This window comes from Oceanobacillus sp. M60 (assembly GCF_053839645.1).
On record NZ_JBSSNH010000004.1, the window covers coordinates 40,183 to 58,341 of the forward strand.

Sequence of the window (18,159 nt, forward strand, 5' to 3'; positions counted from 1 at the left end):
AGGCAGGCTAAATAAATGAATCTATTTCAACAAATTCAAGATAGAAAAGCTAAGATTTCCGTCATTGGTCTGGGTTATGTAGGACTGCCCCTGGCAGTGGAATTAGCAAAAAAATATGATGTGGTCGGTTTTGACCTGAATGAAGCAAAGGTTGCGCAATATCGAAAAGGCATTGATGTAACAGAAGAAGTCGGCAGTGAGGCGCTAAAGGAAACTACCCTGGAATTCACAAGTGCGCCGAGCGATATCAGCGATTGTACCTTTCATATCGTCGCTGTGCCGACACCGATCAATTCGGATAAAACGCCGAATTTAAAACCTGTGATTTCAGCAAGTGAGACAGTTGGACAACACCTTACGGAAGGCTCAATTGTTGTTTATGAATCAACGGTTTACCCGGGGACAACGGAAGAGGTTTGCATTCCTATTTTAGAGGAAAAATCTCAATTGACTTTCGGAAAGGATTTCAAAGTAGGCTACTCTCCGGAACGAATCAATCCCGGCGATAAGGTGAATACCCTTGTCACTATCCAAAAGATTGTGTCTGGCTCAGATGAGGAAGCATTAAAGGAAATCTCCGCTTTATACGGTTCCATTATTCAAGCTGGTGTCTTTGAAGCAAAATCCATCAAGGTTGCAGAAGCGGCAAAGGTGATTGAGAATTCACAGCGGGATATCAATATCGCCTTTATGAATGAGCTTTCCATGGTTTTCAATAAGATGGATATCGATACGAAGGATGTGCTGGAAGCGGCCGGCACGAAATGGAACTTTTTGAAGTTCACTCCTGGTCTTGTCGGTGGACACTGCATCGGCGTGGATCCTTATTACTTTACCTATAAAGCAGAGCAGCTCGGCTATCATTCGCAGATTATCCTAGCGGGAAGAAAAATCAATGATGACATGGGCAGATATATCGCCAGCAGCATCATCAAGAAAATGATCAAGTCGAAGCTGCAGGTAGATGGCGCGCGTGTTGCTATTCTCGGACTGACGTTCAAAGAAAATGTTGCCGATGTGCGCAATACGAAGGTCAATGATATTGTGGATGAATTGACGGAATACGGTGTCGATGTGCTCGTTCATGATCCAAAGGCAGAGCCTGAGGAAGTCAAAGAGGTTTTCGGATTTGAATTGGTTCAGGATAATCAATTAACTGATTTGGATGCGGTTGTTTTAGCTGTACCCCATCGAGAGTATCAGGAATACCAGGTAAGTGACTTCCATCCAATGTACCGTTCGGATGAGAAGGTATTTATCGATATTAAGGGAGCTTACGGCAGAGATGCGCTGGAAGCTGAAGGCTTTAAATACTGGAGCTTATAAGGAAGTTTGATTATAGCGCAACATCAAGAAAAAGCAGTGACATGCGATCAGTCACTGCTTTTTCTTGCTTTCTTCTTTTTCTTGAACGGTTTAAACATAAATGACTTTACCCGCCGGAGAATGGTCACAATAGGCCTTCTCCCTCCCATAACCAGCCCGGCGAGTTCCGCAAAAATATGTAATAGAAATATCATCACAGCTGTGAAAACAAGTGAAATGGCCATATCCGCTTCGGAAAAGAGAATCCCGATCACCCCGAACAAGCCGCTGAACAGATAGATAATGACCACTGTTTTCCGGTGGCTGTAGCCGGCATCGATTAATTGATAATGGATATGGCGGCGGTCTGCTGTCATGATGCTTTCCTTATTGTAAAGCCGGCGAATCATTGCCACCAGCGTGTCAAAAATAGGCACTGCCAGAATCACAATCGGGATAATAAAACTAAAGAAGGTAATGTTTTTAAACAGACCTAAGATCGAAATAATTGCAATGATATAGCCCAGCAGGTTAGATCCGGTATCCCCCATATATATCTTGGCTGGGTAAAAATTATGGTATAAAAAGCCGATATTCGCGCCAATAAAGGTAATGCATAAGTAAGCAACCAGCACCTGCGTGTCCACAATCGCCATGGCGAAGATACTGATCATCGCAATTGTTGTCACTCCCGTGGCCAGTCCGTCCAAGCCGTCAATTAAATTAATGGCATTGGTGATTCCGATAATCCAAAAGAAGGTCAGCACCGGACCTAAAAAGCCTAGTTCCACAACGCCCAAAAGCGGAATGGTGATCCGTTCAATAATCAAACCTGCATAAATCAGCAGACTCGCGGCAATGACTTGTCCTGATAATTTAATTAAAGGGCGTATCGTATATTTATCATCCAGCGCTCCGGTAATCAAAATAATAAGCGAGCCAATCAAAATTTCATCTATGAAGACATGCCTTGGCTGCAAATACAGCATACCTAATAAAGCACCTGCAAAAATAGCTAATCCACCTAATCTTGGTGTGACGCTCTGATGTATTTTTCGATGGTTTGGTTTATCCATTGCTCCTATTTTTACTGCCAGCTTTTTCACTGGATAGGTAATCAGCAAAGCTGAGATGGCAGAAATTAAAAAGGCGATTGTTAAATCTACATAGTTTAGCATAGTATTCTCCTAAATATTACAAGTCACATACTCCTAAAAAGAATGGCTTTCATTTGGTCAACAGCAGGGTTGAAGATAGGTTGATTTTCCTATTCTGTTCCCATTGCGTTTCTTTTTGCTCATCTGGCTTCAAGTGCCAGACTTTAAAGGTTCCATGTCGAAATTTGTATGTTTATTTTTCCCTTATTTCGACATCATTTCCTGTGGACTTCTTTAAATTATATAGGACTCTTCCTATATTGCGCAATGATTTATCCGTTTATTCTTTGGGAATCTTTCATGGCGGGGATTTTGCTGGAATAGAAATAGGTAAAGCGCATCTTTTTTTAAGGCTGCGGCTGTGGTACATTCATTAGGAATATCAGCTTGTAAAAAGGAGGTGCCTCATATGTTTTTATATCTTTATGTATTAGCAGCTGCTATCGCTGTGTTTGGAATGATTGTTGTATTCCGTTCCACCATGGATAACATGCTGACAGAGCCGGAAAAGTTCCCGCAGCATTTAAACGGTTTTTTCACCAAATTTTCTATTCTTGAAATCTTGCCAATTGCGATGATTGTGCTGGGATTTATCTTCCCGCCAAGTGAACAGCTGGACATGTCGGATGCGCTGATTCCAATTGTCATTATTGCCCTTTTAATGATTATTCATATTTTTTATATCTTCTCGCAGCGTTCTCCTGCAGGTAATGTCGAAAAAGAGCTCAAACAGCGGATCCAGCCATTTATATTTATGGCGATGGCTTTAGGAAATGCGGTTCCTATTATTGCAATTGTTTTTATTCTGTTAATCGTCAGCTAATCTATCCTGATGTGTTTCTTGCACATCGGGTTTTCTTTTTGCATTTACATCCACCAGGATAAGAAGACTTCTCAAAAAAAGTTTAGGTTTATACCTTTCTTTCGGGGACTGCTTTACCTATAATAGAACTTAGTTTGAACCGGATGCGGAGGTTATGTTTTGAGCAAGCAATCTGTTACTGTAGAAAAAATATGTTTATTAGCCGGAAAGATTATGCTGGCTTCTGGAGCAGAGACGTATCGGGTCGAGGATACCATGGACCGGATCGCACAGTCTTATGGGGTAGAAAACCCTCAAAGCTATGCTACATTAACCGGACTGCACTTCTCGCTCGATTATACTGAAAGCAGTTATTTCTTACGGATTACCAAACGCGCTACAGATCTACATAAAATTGATGATGTGAATCAGCTTTCCCGGGAAATTGTCGCGTATCAGCTTCCCTTGGAGACAGCTTATCATAAATTAAAAACGTTAGAAAAAAATGTACCAACCTTTTCTTTAAGCTTCCAAGTGCTTGCAGCCACACTGGTCAGCGGGTGTTTTTCCTTAATGTTCGGCGGTACGTGGGCTGACTTTTTACCAGCCTGTCTTGCAGGAAGTATCGGGTACTCGACGATGATTCTATTTGATAAAATGATTGAAATCCGCTTCCTCGCAGAATTTATCGGATCATCGTTCATTGGTTTAACAGCTGCGATCTGTTTTTTGCTCGGCTTTGGCGGAAGTCTGGAAATGATTATTATCGGCGCGGTTATGCCGCTTGTTCCCGGGCTCCCAATTACGAATGCCATTCGCGATTTAATGGCGGGTCATCTTGTTTCCGGTGTTTCTAAGGGAATCGAGTCACTGCTTACCGCTGTAGCGATTGGAGCCGGAATTGCGATGGTTTATGGGTTTTTTCCAGTTTAATTGCTGTCATCCGAAAATAACAAGGCAGCTCTCATCGGTGTGGCAGACGCAGAAGTCGTCACACTCTGCGAATGCTTAAATGGAGGATAGAATACAAATGTTTGATATTATTGTTCAACTTGCTGCCAGTTTTATTGCATCTGCAGGCTTTGGTGTTTTATTTAATGCACCAAAAAAATCATTGATTCCATGCGGTCTTGTCGGAATGCTTGGCTGGATTCTCTTTTACACCCTCAGAGAATTTCATGTCGATATCGTTGCTGCAACCACCTTTGCGGCAATTCTTGTCTCCATCCTCAGCCAAGTTTGTTCCCGTATTCTAAAAAGGCCAATCATTATCTTCACGGTATCCGGCATTATCCCGCTCGTGCCTGGAGGCGTCGCCTATAATGCCATGCGAAACTTTGTTGAAAATGATTATAATACGGCAATTCAGCTTTCAGCCCAAGTGATGCTTCTGGCTGGAGGCATTGCGATTGGTCTAATGTTTTCCCAGGTTATTAATCAGATTATGATGAAGCTGCAGAAGACAAAGCCGTAATTTTTTCATTTTCATTGAAGTGACCAATCCTTCGTTGATAAAAGCTTTGCTTCGTACAATTCTAAAAGGGAGACGGTATATTTTTAAATGTCTCCCTTTTTTGTCTTATGAAAATTGTTTGTTTCTTCGTTTTATTTACTTGCCTGCCAGCTTTTTAATTTCTTCTTTACTTAATTTTGTGATCTCTGCTATTTGGTTGACTGGCATGCCTATTGCCAGCAATTCTAAAGCTATTTCTTGTTTTCCTTCTTGTTTTCCTTCTTGTCTCCCTTCCTGCTTCCCTTTCTCCAATCCTCTCTCAAAATAAGAATTCGGCAGCTGCAAAACCATGTCTTTTTCCTCCTCCGGCAAGTTCTCCATTTGCTCCATCATTTGCGCTTCCTCCTCTTTGTTTAGTTTTAGATAAGTTTCGAAATAACCATACAGGAATTCCATTTGCGCCGGGTTGATTTTCATCCGGGTGATCATGCGCAGAAACTCCAGCTTCACCTGAACCCGCTCATGCTCTTCATATCCCATCTGACTGAGCAAGGCTGCTGCGGCCGGGTTGTCTGATTGAATATAAGCTCTCCAGTTTTTCTTGATTAAGTGTAATTGTAAAAAGTTAAATTGAAGGACGTCTTGGATGGGTGTATTAATTCTGAATTGCGTAGGTTCTTCTTTTTCCCTATTATAACTCAAAACAGCGATGGGTTGAATGGGTTTGCGGTGTTTGGCGTAAAGGTAAGAAAAATAGAGAAACATTCTTTCAGGAAAATTTGCTTCACGGGTCGATTGTGCTTCCGTATGAATATGCAGGATTTTGTCTTCATGATTCAGCTTAACTTCGGCGAGGACGTCTATTTCTTTCTTGCGGCCATTGAGGTAATCCAGATAGACTTCCTGTTCGAGGAAGGTCACGTTGGAGAAATCAATGTAGGGATAGAGATTGGGGAAAAATGCTTCGATAAACTCTTCAAAAAACTCTTGAATCAGCTTTTTCGTCAGCCGATCATGCTTCATGTAGTCTGCTTCTTCTTCGAGAATAACTGGTGCTGTAAGCAATAGACCACTTCCTTTCTTTGAATTGTCTATATTTTACCAATCATTTTAAAATAAAGCCAGTCTTTTTTCAGATAAACTGGGTAAATATTTACTGCAGATGGTTTTTATAAATTCCATCAAGCTAAGCAGTTGTATATACTCCCCCCTCTTTTTTTATAATAATTCCATTATATCCAGTTCACTCCAAACAAATTCTGAAAAATTAATTTATTAACTCCATTTTAGAGGTAAATAAATTGACAAAGCCACCATTCATTCTGTAAAGTTAATGATTAATCCCCTTCTATCTTTAGGGAATTTTTAATGTGTTTGTGCGTGTTCCAAAGCTTCCCTGTAAAATGTGCCTTTCAATCCAAATTGGCGCGGTCAAAACCTTGATGGATTTAGTCTGTTGGACATTTCCATCTGTTTTCAAATCAGCATTTTAGAGGATACTTACACGCATTTTTTAACATCTTTACAGAAACTAAAGAATTGAGGAACCTAATCATGAGTGAAACTATACAACCAAAGGCAACGATTGTGATTTTTGGAGCAACTGGAGATTTGGCAAACCGTAAACTATACCCTTCCATTTACCGCCTTTATAAGAGCGGTAAACTAGACGAGAATTTCGCGGTTATCGGGCTTGCCCGCCGTGGATGGGATAATGACATTATACGTGAGAAGGTAGAGCAGTCTATCCAAGGGTTGACTTCCGAGGATGAAGATGTATCTGAATTCACTTCTCATTTTTATTATAAATCATTTGATGTTACATCGACAGATTCCTATACTGACTTAAAATTTATGGTGGAATCTCTTGAACGGGAATATCATACGGAAGGCAATCGCCTGTTTTATTTAGCGATGGCTCCTGACTTTTTCGGGACTATTGCCAATCAGCTGAAAGACCATGGCTTAAAAGAAACGTCTGGATGGACACGTTTAGTGATTGAAAAACCTTTTGGGCATGATTTACCTTCTGCCAAAAAACTGAATAAAGAGCTTCAAGCTGCTTTTGATGAAAATCAAATCTATCGAATCGACCATTATCTAGGAAAAGAAATGGTTCAAAATATCGAAGTTATCCGTTTTGCGAATGGAATCTTTGAGCACTTATGGAATAACCAATTTATCAATAACATTCAAGTAACAAGCAGTGAGACACTTGGTGTTGAAGAACGCGCACACTACTACGATGCATCAGGTGCAACAAGGGATATGATTCAAAACCATATGCTGCAAATGGTTGCTCTGCTTGCTATGGAGCCGCCAATCAATCTCAGCACCGAAGAAATTCGTTCGGAAAAAATCAAGGTATTGCGTGCTCTGCGCACCATCAAAGAAGAGAAGGTTCACAAGTATTTTGTCCGCGGTCAATATGGTCCCGGGGAAATCGACGGAAAAAAAGTCAATGGTTATCAGGATGAAGCTGAAGCATTAAAAGACTCCACAACAGAAACCTTTGTTGCTGCAAAGCTTGTTATTGACAACTATCGCTGGGCCGGCGTTCCTTTCTATATTCGTACAGGAAAACGAATGAAAGAAAAATCAACCAAAATTGTTGTGGAATTTAAAGATATTCCAATGAACCTTTATCATAAAAAAGATGATTTACGAAATCCTAACCTGCTCGTTATTAACATTCAGCCAAATGAAGGGATTACACTTCATTTGAATGCGAAGAAAACAGGGAATGGTAATTTAACAGAGCCTATTCAGCTGGCTTATCACCAAGATTCAGAATCTGGTATCAATACTCCAGAAGCATATGAAAAGCTTATTTACGATAGTATGCTTGGTGATGCAACGAACTTTACACACTGGGATGAAGTTGCATTGTCATGGGAATTTGTTGATCGTCTTTTAGCGAGCTGGGCAAATACAAAACCGGATTTCCCGAATTATGAATCTGGTTCGATGGGTCCAAAAGCTGCAGATGAATTGCTTGAAAGAAATGGCTTTCATTGGTGGCCGGAATAAACTATATATTACTCCTATCAAAAATAAGCCTCCTGCTTTCTTAATGTAGCAGGAGGCTTATTTTTTAATATCTTCTTGGTTGAAATACGGAAATAATCAATACGATACATGTAATCCAATGCAATGTCATGCCAACAAGTGGGATAAAGCCAATAATACTTGTTACAATTCCTAAAACACTGCCCGCTATCCATCTTCTATCCCGGCTGGCGAGGAGTAATGTAATAATATGAAGAATCAGCATGACGAATAATGGCGTATAGCCCGACCCCATGATATAAATACCGCCAAAGACTGGAATACCCAATAATCCTTCAAAAACACCGGTGATTAACTGCATTACTTGGGATATTACCATTTTATCTACCTTCTTTCGCTTTTCTTTGTCTTTATCATACCCGATTTTCGACATGAAATGAATTCTAGCCTGTTGTTAATCAAGGAAAATTATTTATGTCATGAAAAGGGCAGCTCGGCAAATGAGATGATTGTCTCTCTGCCAAGAGCTGCCTCATTTTTCATTACTTACGTTTACTTTTTCGCTGCTTTCTTCCGCTTCCTTCTCCCCCTTACTTTCTTCGTTATGTTATCAAAGATCAGATAAATAACAGGAACAAAGAATAAGGTAAAGATGCTGGAAATCGTTAAACCGAAGATTATCGTTACAGCTAATGGCTGCTGCAGCTCGGCCCCTTCACCAATTCCCAGCCCTAGCGGAACCATCGCCAGAATCGTGGTAAGGGATGTCATCATGATTGGGCGCAGTCTGGAGCGTCCTGCTTCAATAATAGCTTCTATCTGGTCCATTCCTCTTCTGCGCAGAATATTGATATAGTCTACAAGTACAATCGAGTTATTAACCACTATTCCGGCAAGCATAATAATGCCGATAAAGCCGGCTACGCTTAAGGATATATTTGTCACAAACAGTCCGCCAATAACACCAATAATGGTTGTCGGCAATGCAAACATAATAATAAATGGCTGCAGGAGATTTTCAAATTGTACAGCGAGTACGATATACACTAAGAAAATCGAGAATATCAGCGCTACGCCAAGCTCCATAAAGGCCTCTTCCATATCTTCTGCCTGGCCGCCAATGCTATAGCTGTAGCCTTCAGGAAAGTCCATTTGACTTAGCTTCGTTTCAATATCGGATACGACACTTCCTAAATCGCGACCGACAACTCCCGAGCTGACATTCATTTGTGCCTGCTGATTTTCTCTCAGGAGCGTCTGTGGTCCTTCTGCCTGCTCGATCTCAACAAGTTCATCCAACGGAACCGTTGCTCCTGAAGGGGATTGAATACTGCTGTCTAACAGGTCTTCAATACTTGTGCGAGTATCTTCTGGATAGGCAATGGTAATATCGATTTCCTGTCCTTCTTCCCGATATTGGCCGACCACCTGTCCGGAGAATTTCATTTCCAGCTGGCTGGTGATTTGCGACCCTGACAGCCCATAGCTGGAGGCTGCGTCCTCATCTACCCGAATTTCCATTTGCGGAATGCCATCTTCTGCTGTAGAGGTTGTATTGGTTACTCCTTCAACCTCCTCCATTTCAGCAAGGACCTGTTCGGATAAATCAATCAGGGTATCATTTTCAGGGCCATTTAATTGAATCGTAATCGGGTCTCCCATTTCCATACCGCCATCCATCGCAGAGGCTGCAATATCAGCACCTGCAATATGCTGCACACGTTCATCGATCTCTACCATAATCTGTTCCGTTGACCGGTCCCGCTCTGATGCAGGTATTAATTGCAGCGTATAGGTTGATTCATTCATACTGCCAGTAAAGTCAGCAGATCCGATGGTTACATAGCTGACATCCATATATTCCTCATAGTCTGCTAAAATGTCATCCACCTGTTCTGTCATGCCGATCGTATAGTCTAAGCTGCTTCCCGGCGGTGTCTCTACCGTGATCTGCGCTTGTCCCTGGTCGGCTGATGGCATAAACTCCATCCCGATACGCGGAATGAGAAAAAGGCTGCCGATAATCGCTAATATCGTTACCAGGACGGTTGTTTTTCTAAATCTCAGTACTTTTTCTAATCCTTTTCCATAACGTGTTTTCAACCAATTTAAAAACCTGTCAAACCAATACCTTTTTCCCGATCCTTCCATGACATTTGCCAACAGCTTCGAGGAGAGCATTGGTACTAATGTAATCGCAACGACTAAAGATGCGACTAAGGAGAAGGAAACAGCCAGTGCTAATGGCGTAAATAAGTCGGATGACATTCCTTCTACAAAAACAATTGGTAAAAATACGACTAATGTCGTCGTTGTTGAAGCAATAACTGCCGGTGCTAATTCAATCGATCCCTTGGTTGCCGCCTCAAACAGGCTGTAGCCTCTGCGCCGGTAGGAATAAATATTTTCTAAAATAATAATGGAGCTATCCAGCATCATTCCAATCCCTAAAGCCAATCCGCCCAGGGAAAGTACATTCAAGGTCTGACCCGTAAAGTACATTAATACAAAGGTTGCGATAATCGCAATTGGTATTGATAATCCAATCACAATGGTTGCACGGATGCTCTTTAAAAACAGGAGCAGAATAAGAAAGGCGATTGCCCCTCCAATTAAAATATTATTCATGACCGAATCAATCGACATCTCAATAAATTCAGAGGTATCAATGATGGTATTTAAACCCATTCCTTCTGGTAAATCTTCCATCATTCCCGGCATCGCATCTGTAATATTCGATGCAACCTCTACCGTATTCGCATCTGTCTGCTTCATTACAGACAAGACAAGTGCATGCTCCCCGTTCACCATCGTTTCGGAGGAAGTCTCTTTAAAATCGTCCTGCACGTCTGCAATATCCGAAATACGGACAACGCCGCCTGCCTCTGATTGAATCTGTGTATTTTCAATATCCTCTATGTTGTCAAATTCACCAATGACGCGAATCTGTAAATCCTGATTTCCCTGTTCTACCGTACCGATGGAGGAAGAGCTGTTCTCGCTTCCCAGTGTATCCATGACACTTTGAGGCGAGATGCCATATTGTTCTAAGCTCGCTTCATCTAATTCAATTTGAATCTCTCTTTCTAAGCCGCCTTCAATCGTGACTGAGGCTACCCCTTCTTGTCTTTCAAAGAAAGGAACAATTTGCTGGTCTGCGATTTCGGTCAGCTCGGCTAAATCATCGCCCGTTAACCCGAGGTACATAACCGGAAGTGAATCAGGGCTGAAGCGAAGAATATTCGGGTCCCCTGCTCCATCAGGTAACATTCCTTTTACTTGGTCAACCTGTTCTCTCACATCCAACAGGGCCTGGTCTAAATCTGTTCCATTTTGAAACATCATCATTACCATGGAGGACCCAGATTGTGATTGAGATTGAACCGTATCGATTCCTTCTACTGCACTTACTGCTGATTCCAGCGGTCTGCTGATTAAATTCTGCACATCTTCTGGTGCTGCATCTTGATAATTGGTAGCAACGACGGCTACCGGCAAATCTATTTCAGGGAAAAGATCGACCGCAAGATTTCGCAGGGACATAACCCCTAAAGCAAGAACAGCTAATACAATCATAATGACGCCAATTGGCCGTTTTACTGAAGTTTTTATAAGCTGTTTCAAAATCTATTCCCCTTTCACTACTTCGACAGCATCGCCGTCTTCTAATCCGGATTGACCTGTTATGACGATTTCTTCCCCAGCTTCGATATCTCCCTCGATTGCGGTTTGCCGGGATTGCATCGTAATAACAGAAACCTCGCGCTGCTCTACCGTTTCCTCATCCGTTACCACAAAAACAAAGGACTCCCTTTCACTCTCTACAACTGCTTCTGTAGGTACTAATAAGGCATCCGATTCTACGGTTTCCTCGACGGTTATTTTTGCAACAGCTCCGGAGATAAAGGACGCATCTCCAGCTTCAAATGTAGCCGTAACCGGATATAATCCGGTATCATCCGGAATCTGATCTATATTGGTAATCGCAGCTGTTTTCTCTTCTCCGCTCACAGTCACTTCTACTTCATCATCGATATTCAAAAGGTTCAGCATGCTTTCGGAGGCACTGCCTTCTGCTTTCCATTCATCTGTATCCGCAATCAGCATAAAAGGCTCTTCCGGGTCGATATTCTCGCCTTCACCGGCCTGAATCTGAATGACTTCCCCAGCTTCCGGTGCGTCCACAGATTGTGTATTGCCATCAAGCGTTAATTCAGCGACTGTCTCATCTTCTTCTACCGTATCGCCGACATTTACTTCTAAGGTGTCTACTTCTAAAGGCTGTTCAATCATAATCGGGGTTGTCTGTGAAGGCTCCAGCCGGGCATTAAATGTTCTTTCCCGCGTCAATTCCCCTTCTTCGACCTCCTCTGTCTGTACAGAAGTAATTACCTCCTCCTGTGTTTCTTCAGCGGATTCATTGTCATCCTCTGTACATGCCGCTAAAACAAACAGCATCAAAATCAATCCAATTGCTCCAATACTTTTTTTCATGGTTATGTAGATACCCCTTCCTTATTTTAACTGGCACTTGCCTGCTCTCGTTTTTATACCTTTTTTTCTGTCTCTTTGTTTCGTACGAAAGTGACACGCAATTCGTTTCAAAAAATTCCTCATTTAAGTATATCCCTTTCAAAATACCCAAGCAACGTTTGTCTGCCAGGTGATGAGAGAAGTTATTAAATGCACTTTTTCTATAACATATCCCCTCACGGAACGTCAGATGCAAGTCTTATCTGCTTATTGCCGCATAATAATTCCAGCAATGATTTTGGTGGGGCGAGTAATCGCAGTCCCAGCGCTTTTGATGGGACGAGTAATCGCAGTCCTCCATCATTCTATTTTCCTATGAATCTGACAAGATTCGACTGATTTTTATCAATCATTTTGAAAACGCATACGTATTTTAGAGCATTCTCGACAATTACAAAGATAAACACGCTTAAACCTGCCTTCACCTCTTTATACATCGAAATATGCATCTTTATCCACTTTTAAGCGCTTTGTTTAATTTTATAACTATAAGGTATAATTAAAAATCGAATCATAGCTTATTTCCATCCTCATACATCATTTTCTTTCAGCTTTTGAATAAATAGCTTGATTGATTAACCCGCTGCAAAATTTTTTGTTTTACACACTATTTTGCTTTCATTTTCATCGAAATATATACCTGAAAATTCCAAAAATAAAAGGAGGAGAAAAAATGAAGAAATTATTATTTGCTTTGATAACTGCATCGGTTCTTATTTTAACTGCATGCAGCGATGCATCAAGCGAGGGAGAAATTGATACGATTGTTTTAGCTGATGCCGGCTGGGACAGTATTAATGTACACAATTATATTGCGGCACAAATCATGGAAGAAGGATACGGCTATGATACAGATATTACTTCCGGTTCAACTGCAGCGACCATACAGGGGTTAAGTGATGGGGATATCAATGTGTATATGGAGGTATGGACAGATAATATCCGCGATATTTATGAGGAATTAACAGAAGCAGGCGATATTGAAACCTTATCTGTGAATTTTGATGATAACAATCAGGGGCTGTATGTTCCTGCCTACGTTATCGAGGGTGATCCAGAACGAGGAATTGAGCCGCTTGCACCTGATTTACAAACCGTAGAAGACTTGAAGGATTATCCGGAAGTATTCCAAGATCCGGAAGATCCGGATAAAGGACGTATTATTAATGCGCCGAGCGGATGGGCTGTAGAGGAAGCCATTAATGATAAATTCGATTTCTATGAATTAGATGAGACCTTTAATAACTTTAGCCCAGGCTCTGATTCAGCTATTATTACCGATTTAGCCCGTGCTTATGAAGCTGGAGAAGGATGGGTCGGCTACTATTGGTCACCTACAGCGATTACTGCAAAATATGATTTGATTTTACTAGAAGAAGCACCTTATGATGAAGAAATTTGGGAAGAGTCAAAAGGAACCGAATTCCCTCCAAATGATGTGGTTATTTCCGTTCATCCAGATTTTCTTGAACAAGCACCTGAGGTTGTGGAATTCTTAGAACAATATGAAACAAGCAGCGCATTAACCGAAGAAGCGTTAGAGTATATGGAAGATAATGGCGCATCAGCAGAAGAAGCAGCTATCTGGTGGATGCAGGAGCACGAAGATATTTGGACAGCCTGGCTTCCAGAAGATACTGCACAGGATGTAGTTGATTCATTGGAATAAAAAAATAAACAATAACGTGGAGTAGCTTGCCACCAGGTTAGCTGCTCTTTCTTTTTCACAATCCGTCATTTCGTTTTTACCTTAACTAAAAAATACATTACAGAAAGAGAGGTAAATACTGCTTCCTTAGCAGTTATCATGCTTATGATTCAATTTCCAGACATTACATTCGAAGCTGGAAAGTATGTTGACGAATTTGTCAGCTTTCTTGCCAATAACTTAGAAGTTTTATTTGATTTTATATTTTTCATCACCTCGAGGTCTATCAGCGGACTCACTGATTTTCTAATGATTATTCCATGGTGGCTGTTTATCGTTATCATCTTTTTACTTGGATGGTATTTTAAATCGCTTTTCTCAGGTGTTTTATACGGCCTCTTTATTTTTCTCATTGGGAGCTTTGGCCTGTGGGAGGAAATGATGATTACGATTTCCATCATTTTAACCGCCGTTATCATTTGCTTGATTATTGGAATTCCGCTTGGAGTTGCAATGGCATTTAATAAATGGGTCTCGATGATTTTGCGTCCGATTCTTGATGCGATGCAGACGATGCCGAGCTTTGTATATCTCATCCCGGCTATTTTCTTCTTTGGTCTGGGTAATGTTTCTGCTATCTTCGCTACATTAATTTATTCCCTGCCGCCGGTCATCCGTTTAACCGACCTGGCTATCCGCGGTGTGGATAAAGAGGTTGTGGAGTCAGCGCATTCGTTTGGCTCTTCCAGATGGCAGACCTTATCCAAAGTTCAGCTGCCGCAAGCATTGCCGACAATTATGGCCGGTGTCAACCAGACGACCATGATGGCATTAGCCATGGTTGTTATTGCATCCATGGTCGGTGCTTCCGGTCTGGGCGAGCAGGTGCTGGTATCGATTAACCGGATCGATATTGCGCTCGGCTTTGAAGCTGGTATCAGTATCGTATTTCTGGCGATTATTATTGATCGTATTACCAATGGTATCGCAGAAAAAGTACAACGTCGTGGAGGTAATCAATAATGTCTGTACAAATACAAGTAAAAAATGTTTCTAAAATATTTGGTTCCAAACCGAAATCTGTCATCCCTATGATCAAAGAAGGATTATCGAAGGAAGAAATTTTGAAGAAAACAAATCATACGGTTGGTGTCTATGATGCAACCTTTGACATTCAAAAGGGAGAGGTCTTCGTTATCATGGGGCTGTCGGGAAGCGGGAAATCCACCTTAATCCGCTGCTTCAACCTTCTGAATAAACCGACAGACGGTTCGATTCTGATTGACGGGCAGGATATTACCAAATGCAGCCGGGACGAATTAAAAAAAGTCCGTCAGGAAAAAATTGCGATGGTTTTCCAGCACTTTGGTCTCTTCAGCCACCGGACGATTTTGGCAAATGTCGAGTATGGATTAGAAATTCGGAATGTCCCAAAAGAAAAACGCAGGGAAATTGCAATGCAAAATATTGAAACAGTAGGGTTAAAGGGCTATGAGGATAAATATCCGGATGAATTATCCGGCGGTATGCAGCAGCGTGTCGGCTTAGCAAGAGCACTCACCAATGACCCGGATATTTTATTAATGGATGAGCCTTTCAGTGCACTTGACCCGCTGATTCGCCGGGAAATGCAGCTGGAGCTGTTAGACATTCAAGAACGGCTGCAAAAGACGATTATTTTTATTACGCACGATGTGAATGAAGCCTTTCGAATCGGCGATCGCGTAGCTGTGATGAAGGATGGACATGTGGAGCAGGTCGGGACTCCTGAAGAGATTATCGCCAGCCCCGCCAATGACTATATTTCTGAGTTTATTAAAGATATCGACCGTTCCAAGGTATTTCAGGCAAGTCATATTATGACCAAGCCGAATGCGCTTGTTTCCATCAAGGATGGAATCAATGTGGCTGTCAAAGAAATGCGCGAAAATGGCATCTCCAGCGTATTTGTCGTAGACCGCTCCAGACGGCTTCAAGGGATTGTGACGATTGATGATGCGATACAGGGAATTAAAGAGCATAAACAATTAAGCGATCTGATCAAGAAAGATATTACGGTTGTCGCAGGAGATGAATATATCAATGATTTAATCCCGAAAGCATTGGAGTCCAGCTTTCCTTTAGCTGTAGTGAATGAGGAACAAAAGCTGGCCGGCTATATTTTACGTGTTCATGTATTATCCGGTCTTACTTCCGATGATGTGACGGAAAGTGAAGAATATGTTCATTAAGCAGGCTTCATCATTTCTTAAAAAATAATAAGAAGAAGGTAATGGACGTGGGGGATTTACTCCTATCAGCGTGAGAGAATTTTTATTTCTCTTCTCACTGTAAGAGGATAACCAAAAAGTCATTGCCTTCTTCTTTATTATTTAGAGCGGCTTATTCGTTATTACGAGGCATGTCTTCTTCTCTCTCGTCAAAGTTGTCTTCATCCATGGGATCATCATTACGATTATCGTCGTTACCGTTAAATTCATCTTCTCTTTCTTCATGATCAATGGTCGGGTTATCATCTGCCGGCTCTTCATTATTTGATGTACCGCATCCAGTTACCAGCGTAAGAGCAAGAGCGGAAGCACCAACTTTTAATAATACTTTTTTCATAAAAAATTCCTCCCTTCTATATTAACCTATTGCTCGAAATTAGGTTAACCCAGAAAAGAGGAATCATACATTTATTATTCATAATCATTTAGGAAATTTATTACATATTGCTGACGAATCCTTTATTTGATTGCAAATGTAATTTCTGCTTCACATGCAACCTCACCGTTAACCGTCGCAACGCCTTTTCCTTTGCCGATTGGCCCCTTCATGCGAATAATCTCAACCACCAGCTCCAGCTGATCTCCTGGCTTCACCTGACGTTTGAAGCGGCATTTATCCACGCCTGCTAAAAAGCCGATTTTCCCTTTGTTTTCTTCGATGCCTAAAACAGCGATTGCGCCTGTTTGTGCCAATGCTTCTAAAATAAGAACTCCAGGCATTACCGGGTAATCTGGGAAATGGCCGGGGAAAAATGGTTCATTTGCTGTGACATTTTTGATGGCTGTCACTTTTTTGCCTTCTTCTATGTCCTTCACCTGATCCACTAATAAAAACGGATAACGGTGCGGAAGAACTTCTTTGATTTGTTGAATATCCATATTTTTTCGACTCCTTTTTTAAAATAAGAATGTTAATAAAATAGCTGAAAACAGCCGCTCTGGAAAAACACTACGCTATATAAATTAATATTAATAGTTGCCGCTACAGAAAAACACTACGCTTTCCATGGGCTTGAGCTCAGCCTCCTTTAAAGAAGACTGAGCGATTGGCAAGCCGACAGGCGCAGACAGAGCTAAAGTCGCACTTATGCCCCGAGGGTAGGAAAAAAGAAGTTCGCTTTTTTTCTGCGGGGTCTTCCCTCCGCGCTTTCCCACGACGGACAGGACGTCCTAGTGTCGGTCGTTGGTCACAGGACGTGACCGTTCTTAGCCGACCAGGAGTCTCCATGTTTTTCTTCTGGGACTGGGACTGCGGTTACTCGCCCCACCGAAAACCATTGCGATTACTCGTCCCATCAAAAAGCATTCGCTAGTCTCTGTTCTCAATCATCATTTCGTCAATGTTATAAGAAAACAAATGGCTATCTAGTTGTATCAAATATCACATTTAAAAATTCATTAACCTGATAACAATGCTGGCATTACTCGCTCCATCGAAAACCGTCGTAGTGGAGATCTTCTTGGCAAGAACACCGATGATTTAAAGAGCAAGTAGTGTTCTTGTTTTTTCTTATCTGTGCACAAATTCAGTTTTAGTAATATTTTGCTTAACGTACCTATTTAAACTATAGCAAAAACATATTCGTCCATCCTCGAATATGTTTTACTCTGTTTTATTTACAATGTCGATAATATGCTGCCAGGTCTCTAGGCGCAGAACATCTAATGGAGATCCGTCGCCAAGTACAGCAAAACCAATCATTAGGCCAATGATGAAGGCTGCTGCAGCAAAAATTGTGATAACAATGATACGCAGCCAAATCGGAAAAATACGCAAACGCGGTCTGCTGCGTTTCTCCTCACGTTTACGCTGCTGTTTTTCTTTTTTATCTGTTTTTCTAGAAATATCCTGTTGTACTGCTTGTTCCTCACCAGCTGCTGTCTCTTGCTCAGCTTCCTGTGAGGTATTCTGTGAAGATGGATTATTCGTCATTTCAGTAACTCCTTACAAATGGATGTTCAAAAAGAGCAATCAAACAACG

At 41.5% G+C, this 18,159-nt stretch carries 16 protein-coding genes; 8 read left to right on the forward strand and 8 right to left on the reverse strand.

Features of this window, described 5'->3' with window-relative positions; all coding sequences use genetic code 11:
- Positions 1–15 precede the first annotated feature (15 nt).
- Positions 16–1,326: a nucleotide sugar dehydrogenase gene (locus ACW0TQ_RS10925; RefSeq protein ID WP_341173347.1), complete on the forward strand. Its 1,311-nt coding sequence runs from the start codon at positions 16–18 to the stop codon at positions 1,324–1,326.
- 47 nt (positions 1,327–1,373) lie between these two features.
- Here ACW0TQ_RS10925 and ACW0TQ_RS10930 read toward each other — a convergent pair whose 3' ends face one another.
- The gene (locus ACW0TQ_RS10930) at positions 1,374–2,483 is read right to left on the reverse strand and encodes a glycosyltransferase family 4 protein (RefSeq protein WP_341173348.1); all 1,110 of its coding nucleotides are present in this window, start codon (positions 2,481–2,483) and stop codon (positions 1,374–1,376) included.
- Between the two features lie 388 nt (positions 2,484–2,871).
- Here ACW0TQ_RS10930 and ACW0TQ_RS10935 point away from each other — a divergent pair, with 388 nt between their 5' ends.
- The 3 genes from ACW0TQ_RS10935 to ACW0TQ_RS10945 all read left to right on the forward strand — a co-directional run bounded on the left by ACW0TQ_RS10935 (position 2,872) and on the right by ACW0TQ_RS10945 (position 4,738).
- Positions 2,872–3,285: a hypothetical protein gene (locus ACW0TQ_RS10935; RefSeq protein ID WP_455725657.1), complete on the forward strand. Its 414-nt coding sequence runs from the start codon at positions 2,872–2,874 to the stop codon at positions 3,283–3,285.
- A 159-nt stretch (positions 3,286–3,444) separates the two neighbouring features.
- Positions 3,445–4,197: a threonine/serine exporter family protein gene (locus ACW0TQ_RS10940; protein ID WP_042529579.1), complete on the forward strand. Its 753-nt coding sequence runs from the start codon at positions 3,445–3,447 to the stop codon at positions 4,195–4,197.
- Positions 4,198–4,294: 97 nt separating this feature from the next.
- Complete coding sequence (locus tag ACW0TQ_RS10945) at positions 4,295–4,738, forward strand: threonine/serine exporter family protein (RefSeq protein ID WP_042529577.1); 444 nt, start codon at positions 4,295–4,297, stop codon at positions 4,736–4,738.
- Between the two features lie 135 nt (positions 4,739–4,873).
- Here the strand turns inward: ACW0TQ_RS10945 and ACW0TQ_RS10950 are convergent, their stop codons facing one another.
- On the reverse strand, positions 4,874–5,782 hold the full coding sequence (locus ACW0TQ_RS10950; RefSeq protein ID WP_455725658.1) for an Rpn family recombination-promoting nuclease/putative transposase: 909 nt from the start codon (positions 5,780–5,782) through the stop codon (positions 4,874–4,876).
- Positions 5,783–6,271: 489 nt separating this feature from the next.
- Here ACW0TQ_RS10950 and zwf point away from each other — a divergent pair, with 489 nt between their 5' ends.
- Entirely contained in the window at positions 6,272–7,747 is a 1,476-nt protein-coding gene (gene zwf / locus ACW0TQ_RS10955) for a glucose-6-phosphate dehydrogenase (protein ID WP_256705199.1), read from the forward strand.
- Between the two features lie 64 nt (positions 7,748–7,811).
- Here zwf and ACW0TQ_RS10960 read toward each other — a convergent pair whose 3' ends face one another.
- The 3 genes from ACW0TQ_RS10960 to ACW0TQ_RS10970 form a co-directional block, all read right to left on the reverse strand.
- Positions 7,812–8,105, reverse strand: a complete 294-nt coding sequence (locus tag ACW0TQ_RS10960; protein WP_042529572.1) for a hypothetical protein — start codon at positions 8,103–8,105, stop codon at positions 7,812–7,814.
- A gap of 173 nt (positions 8,106–8,278) precedes the next feature.
- Positions 8,279–11,350 (reverse strand): efflux RND transporter permease subunit, encoded by a 3,072-nt coding sequence (locus ACW0TQ_RS10965; protein WP_256705200.1) that lies wholly within the window; start codon positions 11,348–11,350, stop codon positions 8,279–8,281.
- A 3-nt stretch (positions 11,351–11,353) separates the two neighbouring features.
- Positions 11,354–12,220, reverse strand: a complete 867-nt coding sequence (locus ACW0TQ_RS10970; protein ID WP_042529570.1) for an efflux RND transporter periplasmic adaptor subunit — start codon at positions 12,218–12,220, stop codon at positions 11,354–11,356.
- A 712-nt stretch (positions 12,221–12,932) separates the two neighbouring features.
- On the opposite strand from ACW0TQ_RS10970, the gene ACW0TQ_RS10975 reads away from it, so the two are divergent.
- From ACW0TQ_RS10975 to ACW0TQ_RS10985, 3 genes are all read left to right on the forward strand, one after another.
- Positions 12,933–13,928 carry an ABC transporter substrate-binding protein gene (locus ACW0TQ_RS10975; protein WP_193065083.1) on the forward strand — a complete coding sequence of 332 codons (996 nt, stop codon included), beginning with the start codon at positions 12,933–12,935 and terminating at the stop codon, positions 13,926–13,928.
- A 144-nt stretch (positions 13,929–14,072) separates the two neighbouring features.
- Entirely contained in the window at positions 14,073–14,930 is an 858-nt protein-coding gene (locus ACW0TQ_RS10980) for an ABC transporter permease (RefSeq protein ID WP_212929177.1), read from the forward strand.
- Positions 14,930–16,138, forward strand: a complete 1,209-nt coding sequence (locus ACW0TQ_RS10985; protein WP_256705202.1) for a quaternary amine ABC transporter ATP-binding protein — start codon at positions 14,930–14,932, stop codon at positions 16,136–16,138. Before ACW0TQ_RS10980 ends, ACW0TQ_RS10985 begins: the two co-directional genes overlap by 1 nt.
- 151 nt (positions 16,139–16,289) lie before the next feature.
- Here ACW0TQ_RS10985 and ACW0TQ_RS10990 read toward each other — a convergent pair whose 3' ends face one another.
- From ACW0TQ_RS10990 to ACW0TQ_RS11000, 3 genes are all read right to left on the reverse strand, one after another.
- The gene (locus tag ACW0TQ_RS10990; RefSeq protein WP_042529564.1) at positions 16,290–16,514 is read right to left on the reverse strand and encodes a hypothetical protein; all 225 of its coding nucleotides are present in this window, start codon (positions 16,512–16,514) and stop codon (positions 16,290–16,292) included.
- A 122-nt stretch (positions 16,515–16,636) separates the two neighbouring features.
- Positions 16,637–17,056 (reverse strand): 3-hydroxyacyl-ACP dehydratase FabZ, encoded by a 420-nt coding sequence (gene fabZ / locus ACW0TQ_RS10995; RefSeq protein WP_042529562.1) that lies wholly within the window; start codon positions 17,054–17,056, stop codon positions 16,637–16,639.
- Positions 17,057–17,780: 724 nt separating this feature from the next.
- Positions 17,781–18,110 (reverse strand): DNA-directed RNA polymerase subunit beta, encoded by a 330-nt coding sequence (locus ACW0TQ_RS11000; RefSeq protein WP_042529560.1) that lies wholly within the window; start codon positions 18,108–18,110, stop codon positions 17,781–17,783.
- Positions 18,111–18,159: the final 49 nt, after the last annotated feature.

What these genes read in the sequence shown, in the direction of transcription:
- ACW0TQ_RS10925 (WP_341173347.1), top strand. Translation starts at nt 16, where the DNA reads ATGAATCTATTTCAACAAATTCAAGATAGAAAAGCTAAGATTTCCGTC.
- ACW0TQ_RS10930 (WP_341173348.1), bottom strand. Translation starts at nt 2,483, where the DNA reads ATGCTAAACTATGTAGATTTAACAATCGCCTTTTTAATTTCTGCCATC.
- ACW0TQ_RS10935 (WP_455725657.1), top strand. Translation starts at nt 2,872, where the DNA reads ATGTTTTTATATCTTTATGTATTAGCAGCTGCTATCGCTGTGTTTGGA.
- ACW0TQ_RS10945 (WP_042529577.1), top strand. Translation starts at nt 4,295, where the DNA reads ATGTTTGATATTATTGTTCAACTTGCTGCCAGTTTTATTGCATCTGCA.
- zwf (WP_256705199.1), top strand. Translation starts at nt 6,272, where the DNA reads ATGAGTGAAACTATACAACCAAAGGCAACGATTGTGATTTTTGGAGCA.
- ACW0TQ_RS10960 (WP_042529572.1), bottom strand. Translation starts at nt 8,105, where the DNA reads ATGGTAATATCCCAAGTAATGCAGTTAATCACCGGTGTTTTTGAAGGA.
- ACW0TQ_RS10970 (WP_042529570.1), bottom strand. Translation starts at nt 12,220, where the DNA reads ATGAAAAAAAGTATTGGAGCAATTGGATTGATTTTGATGCTGTTTGTT.
- ACW0TQ_RS10975 (WP_193065083.1), top strand. Translation starts at nt 12,933, where the DNA reads ATGAAGAAATTATTATTTGCTTTGATAACTGCATCGGTTCTTATTTTA.
- ACW0TQ_RS10980 (WP_212929177.1), top strand. Translation starts at nt 14,073, where the DNA reads ATGATTCAATTTCCAGACATTACATTCGAAGCTGGAAAGTATGTTGAC.
- ACW0TQ_RS10985 (WP_256705202.1), top strand. Translation starts at nt 14,930, where the DNA reads ATGTCTGTACAAATACAAGTAAAAAATGTTTCTAAAATATTTGGTTCC.
- ACW0TQ_RS10990 (WP_042529564.1), bottom strand. Translation starts at nt 16,514, where the DNA reads ATGAAAAAAGTATTATTAAAAGTTGGTGCTTCCGCTCTTGCTCTTACG.
- fabZ (WP_042529562.1), bottom strand. Translation starts at nt 17,056, where the DNA reads ATGGATATTCAACAAATCAAAGAAGTTCTTCCGCACCGTTATCCGTTT.
- ACW0TQ_RS11000 (WP_042529560.1), bottom strand. Translation starts at nt 18,110, where the DNA reads ATGACGAATAATCCATCTTCACAGAATACCTCACAGGAAGCTGAGCAA.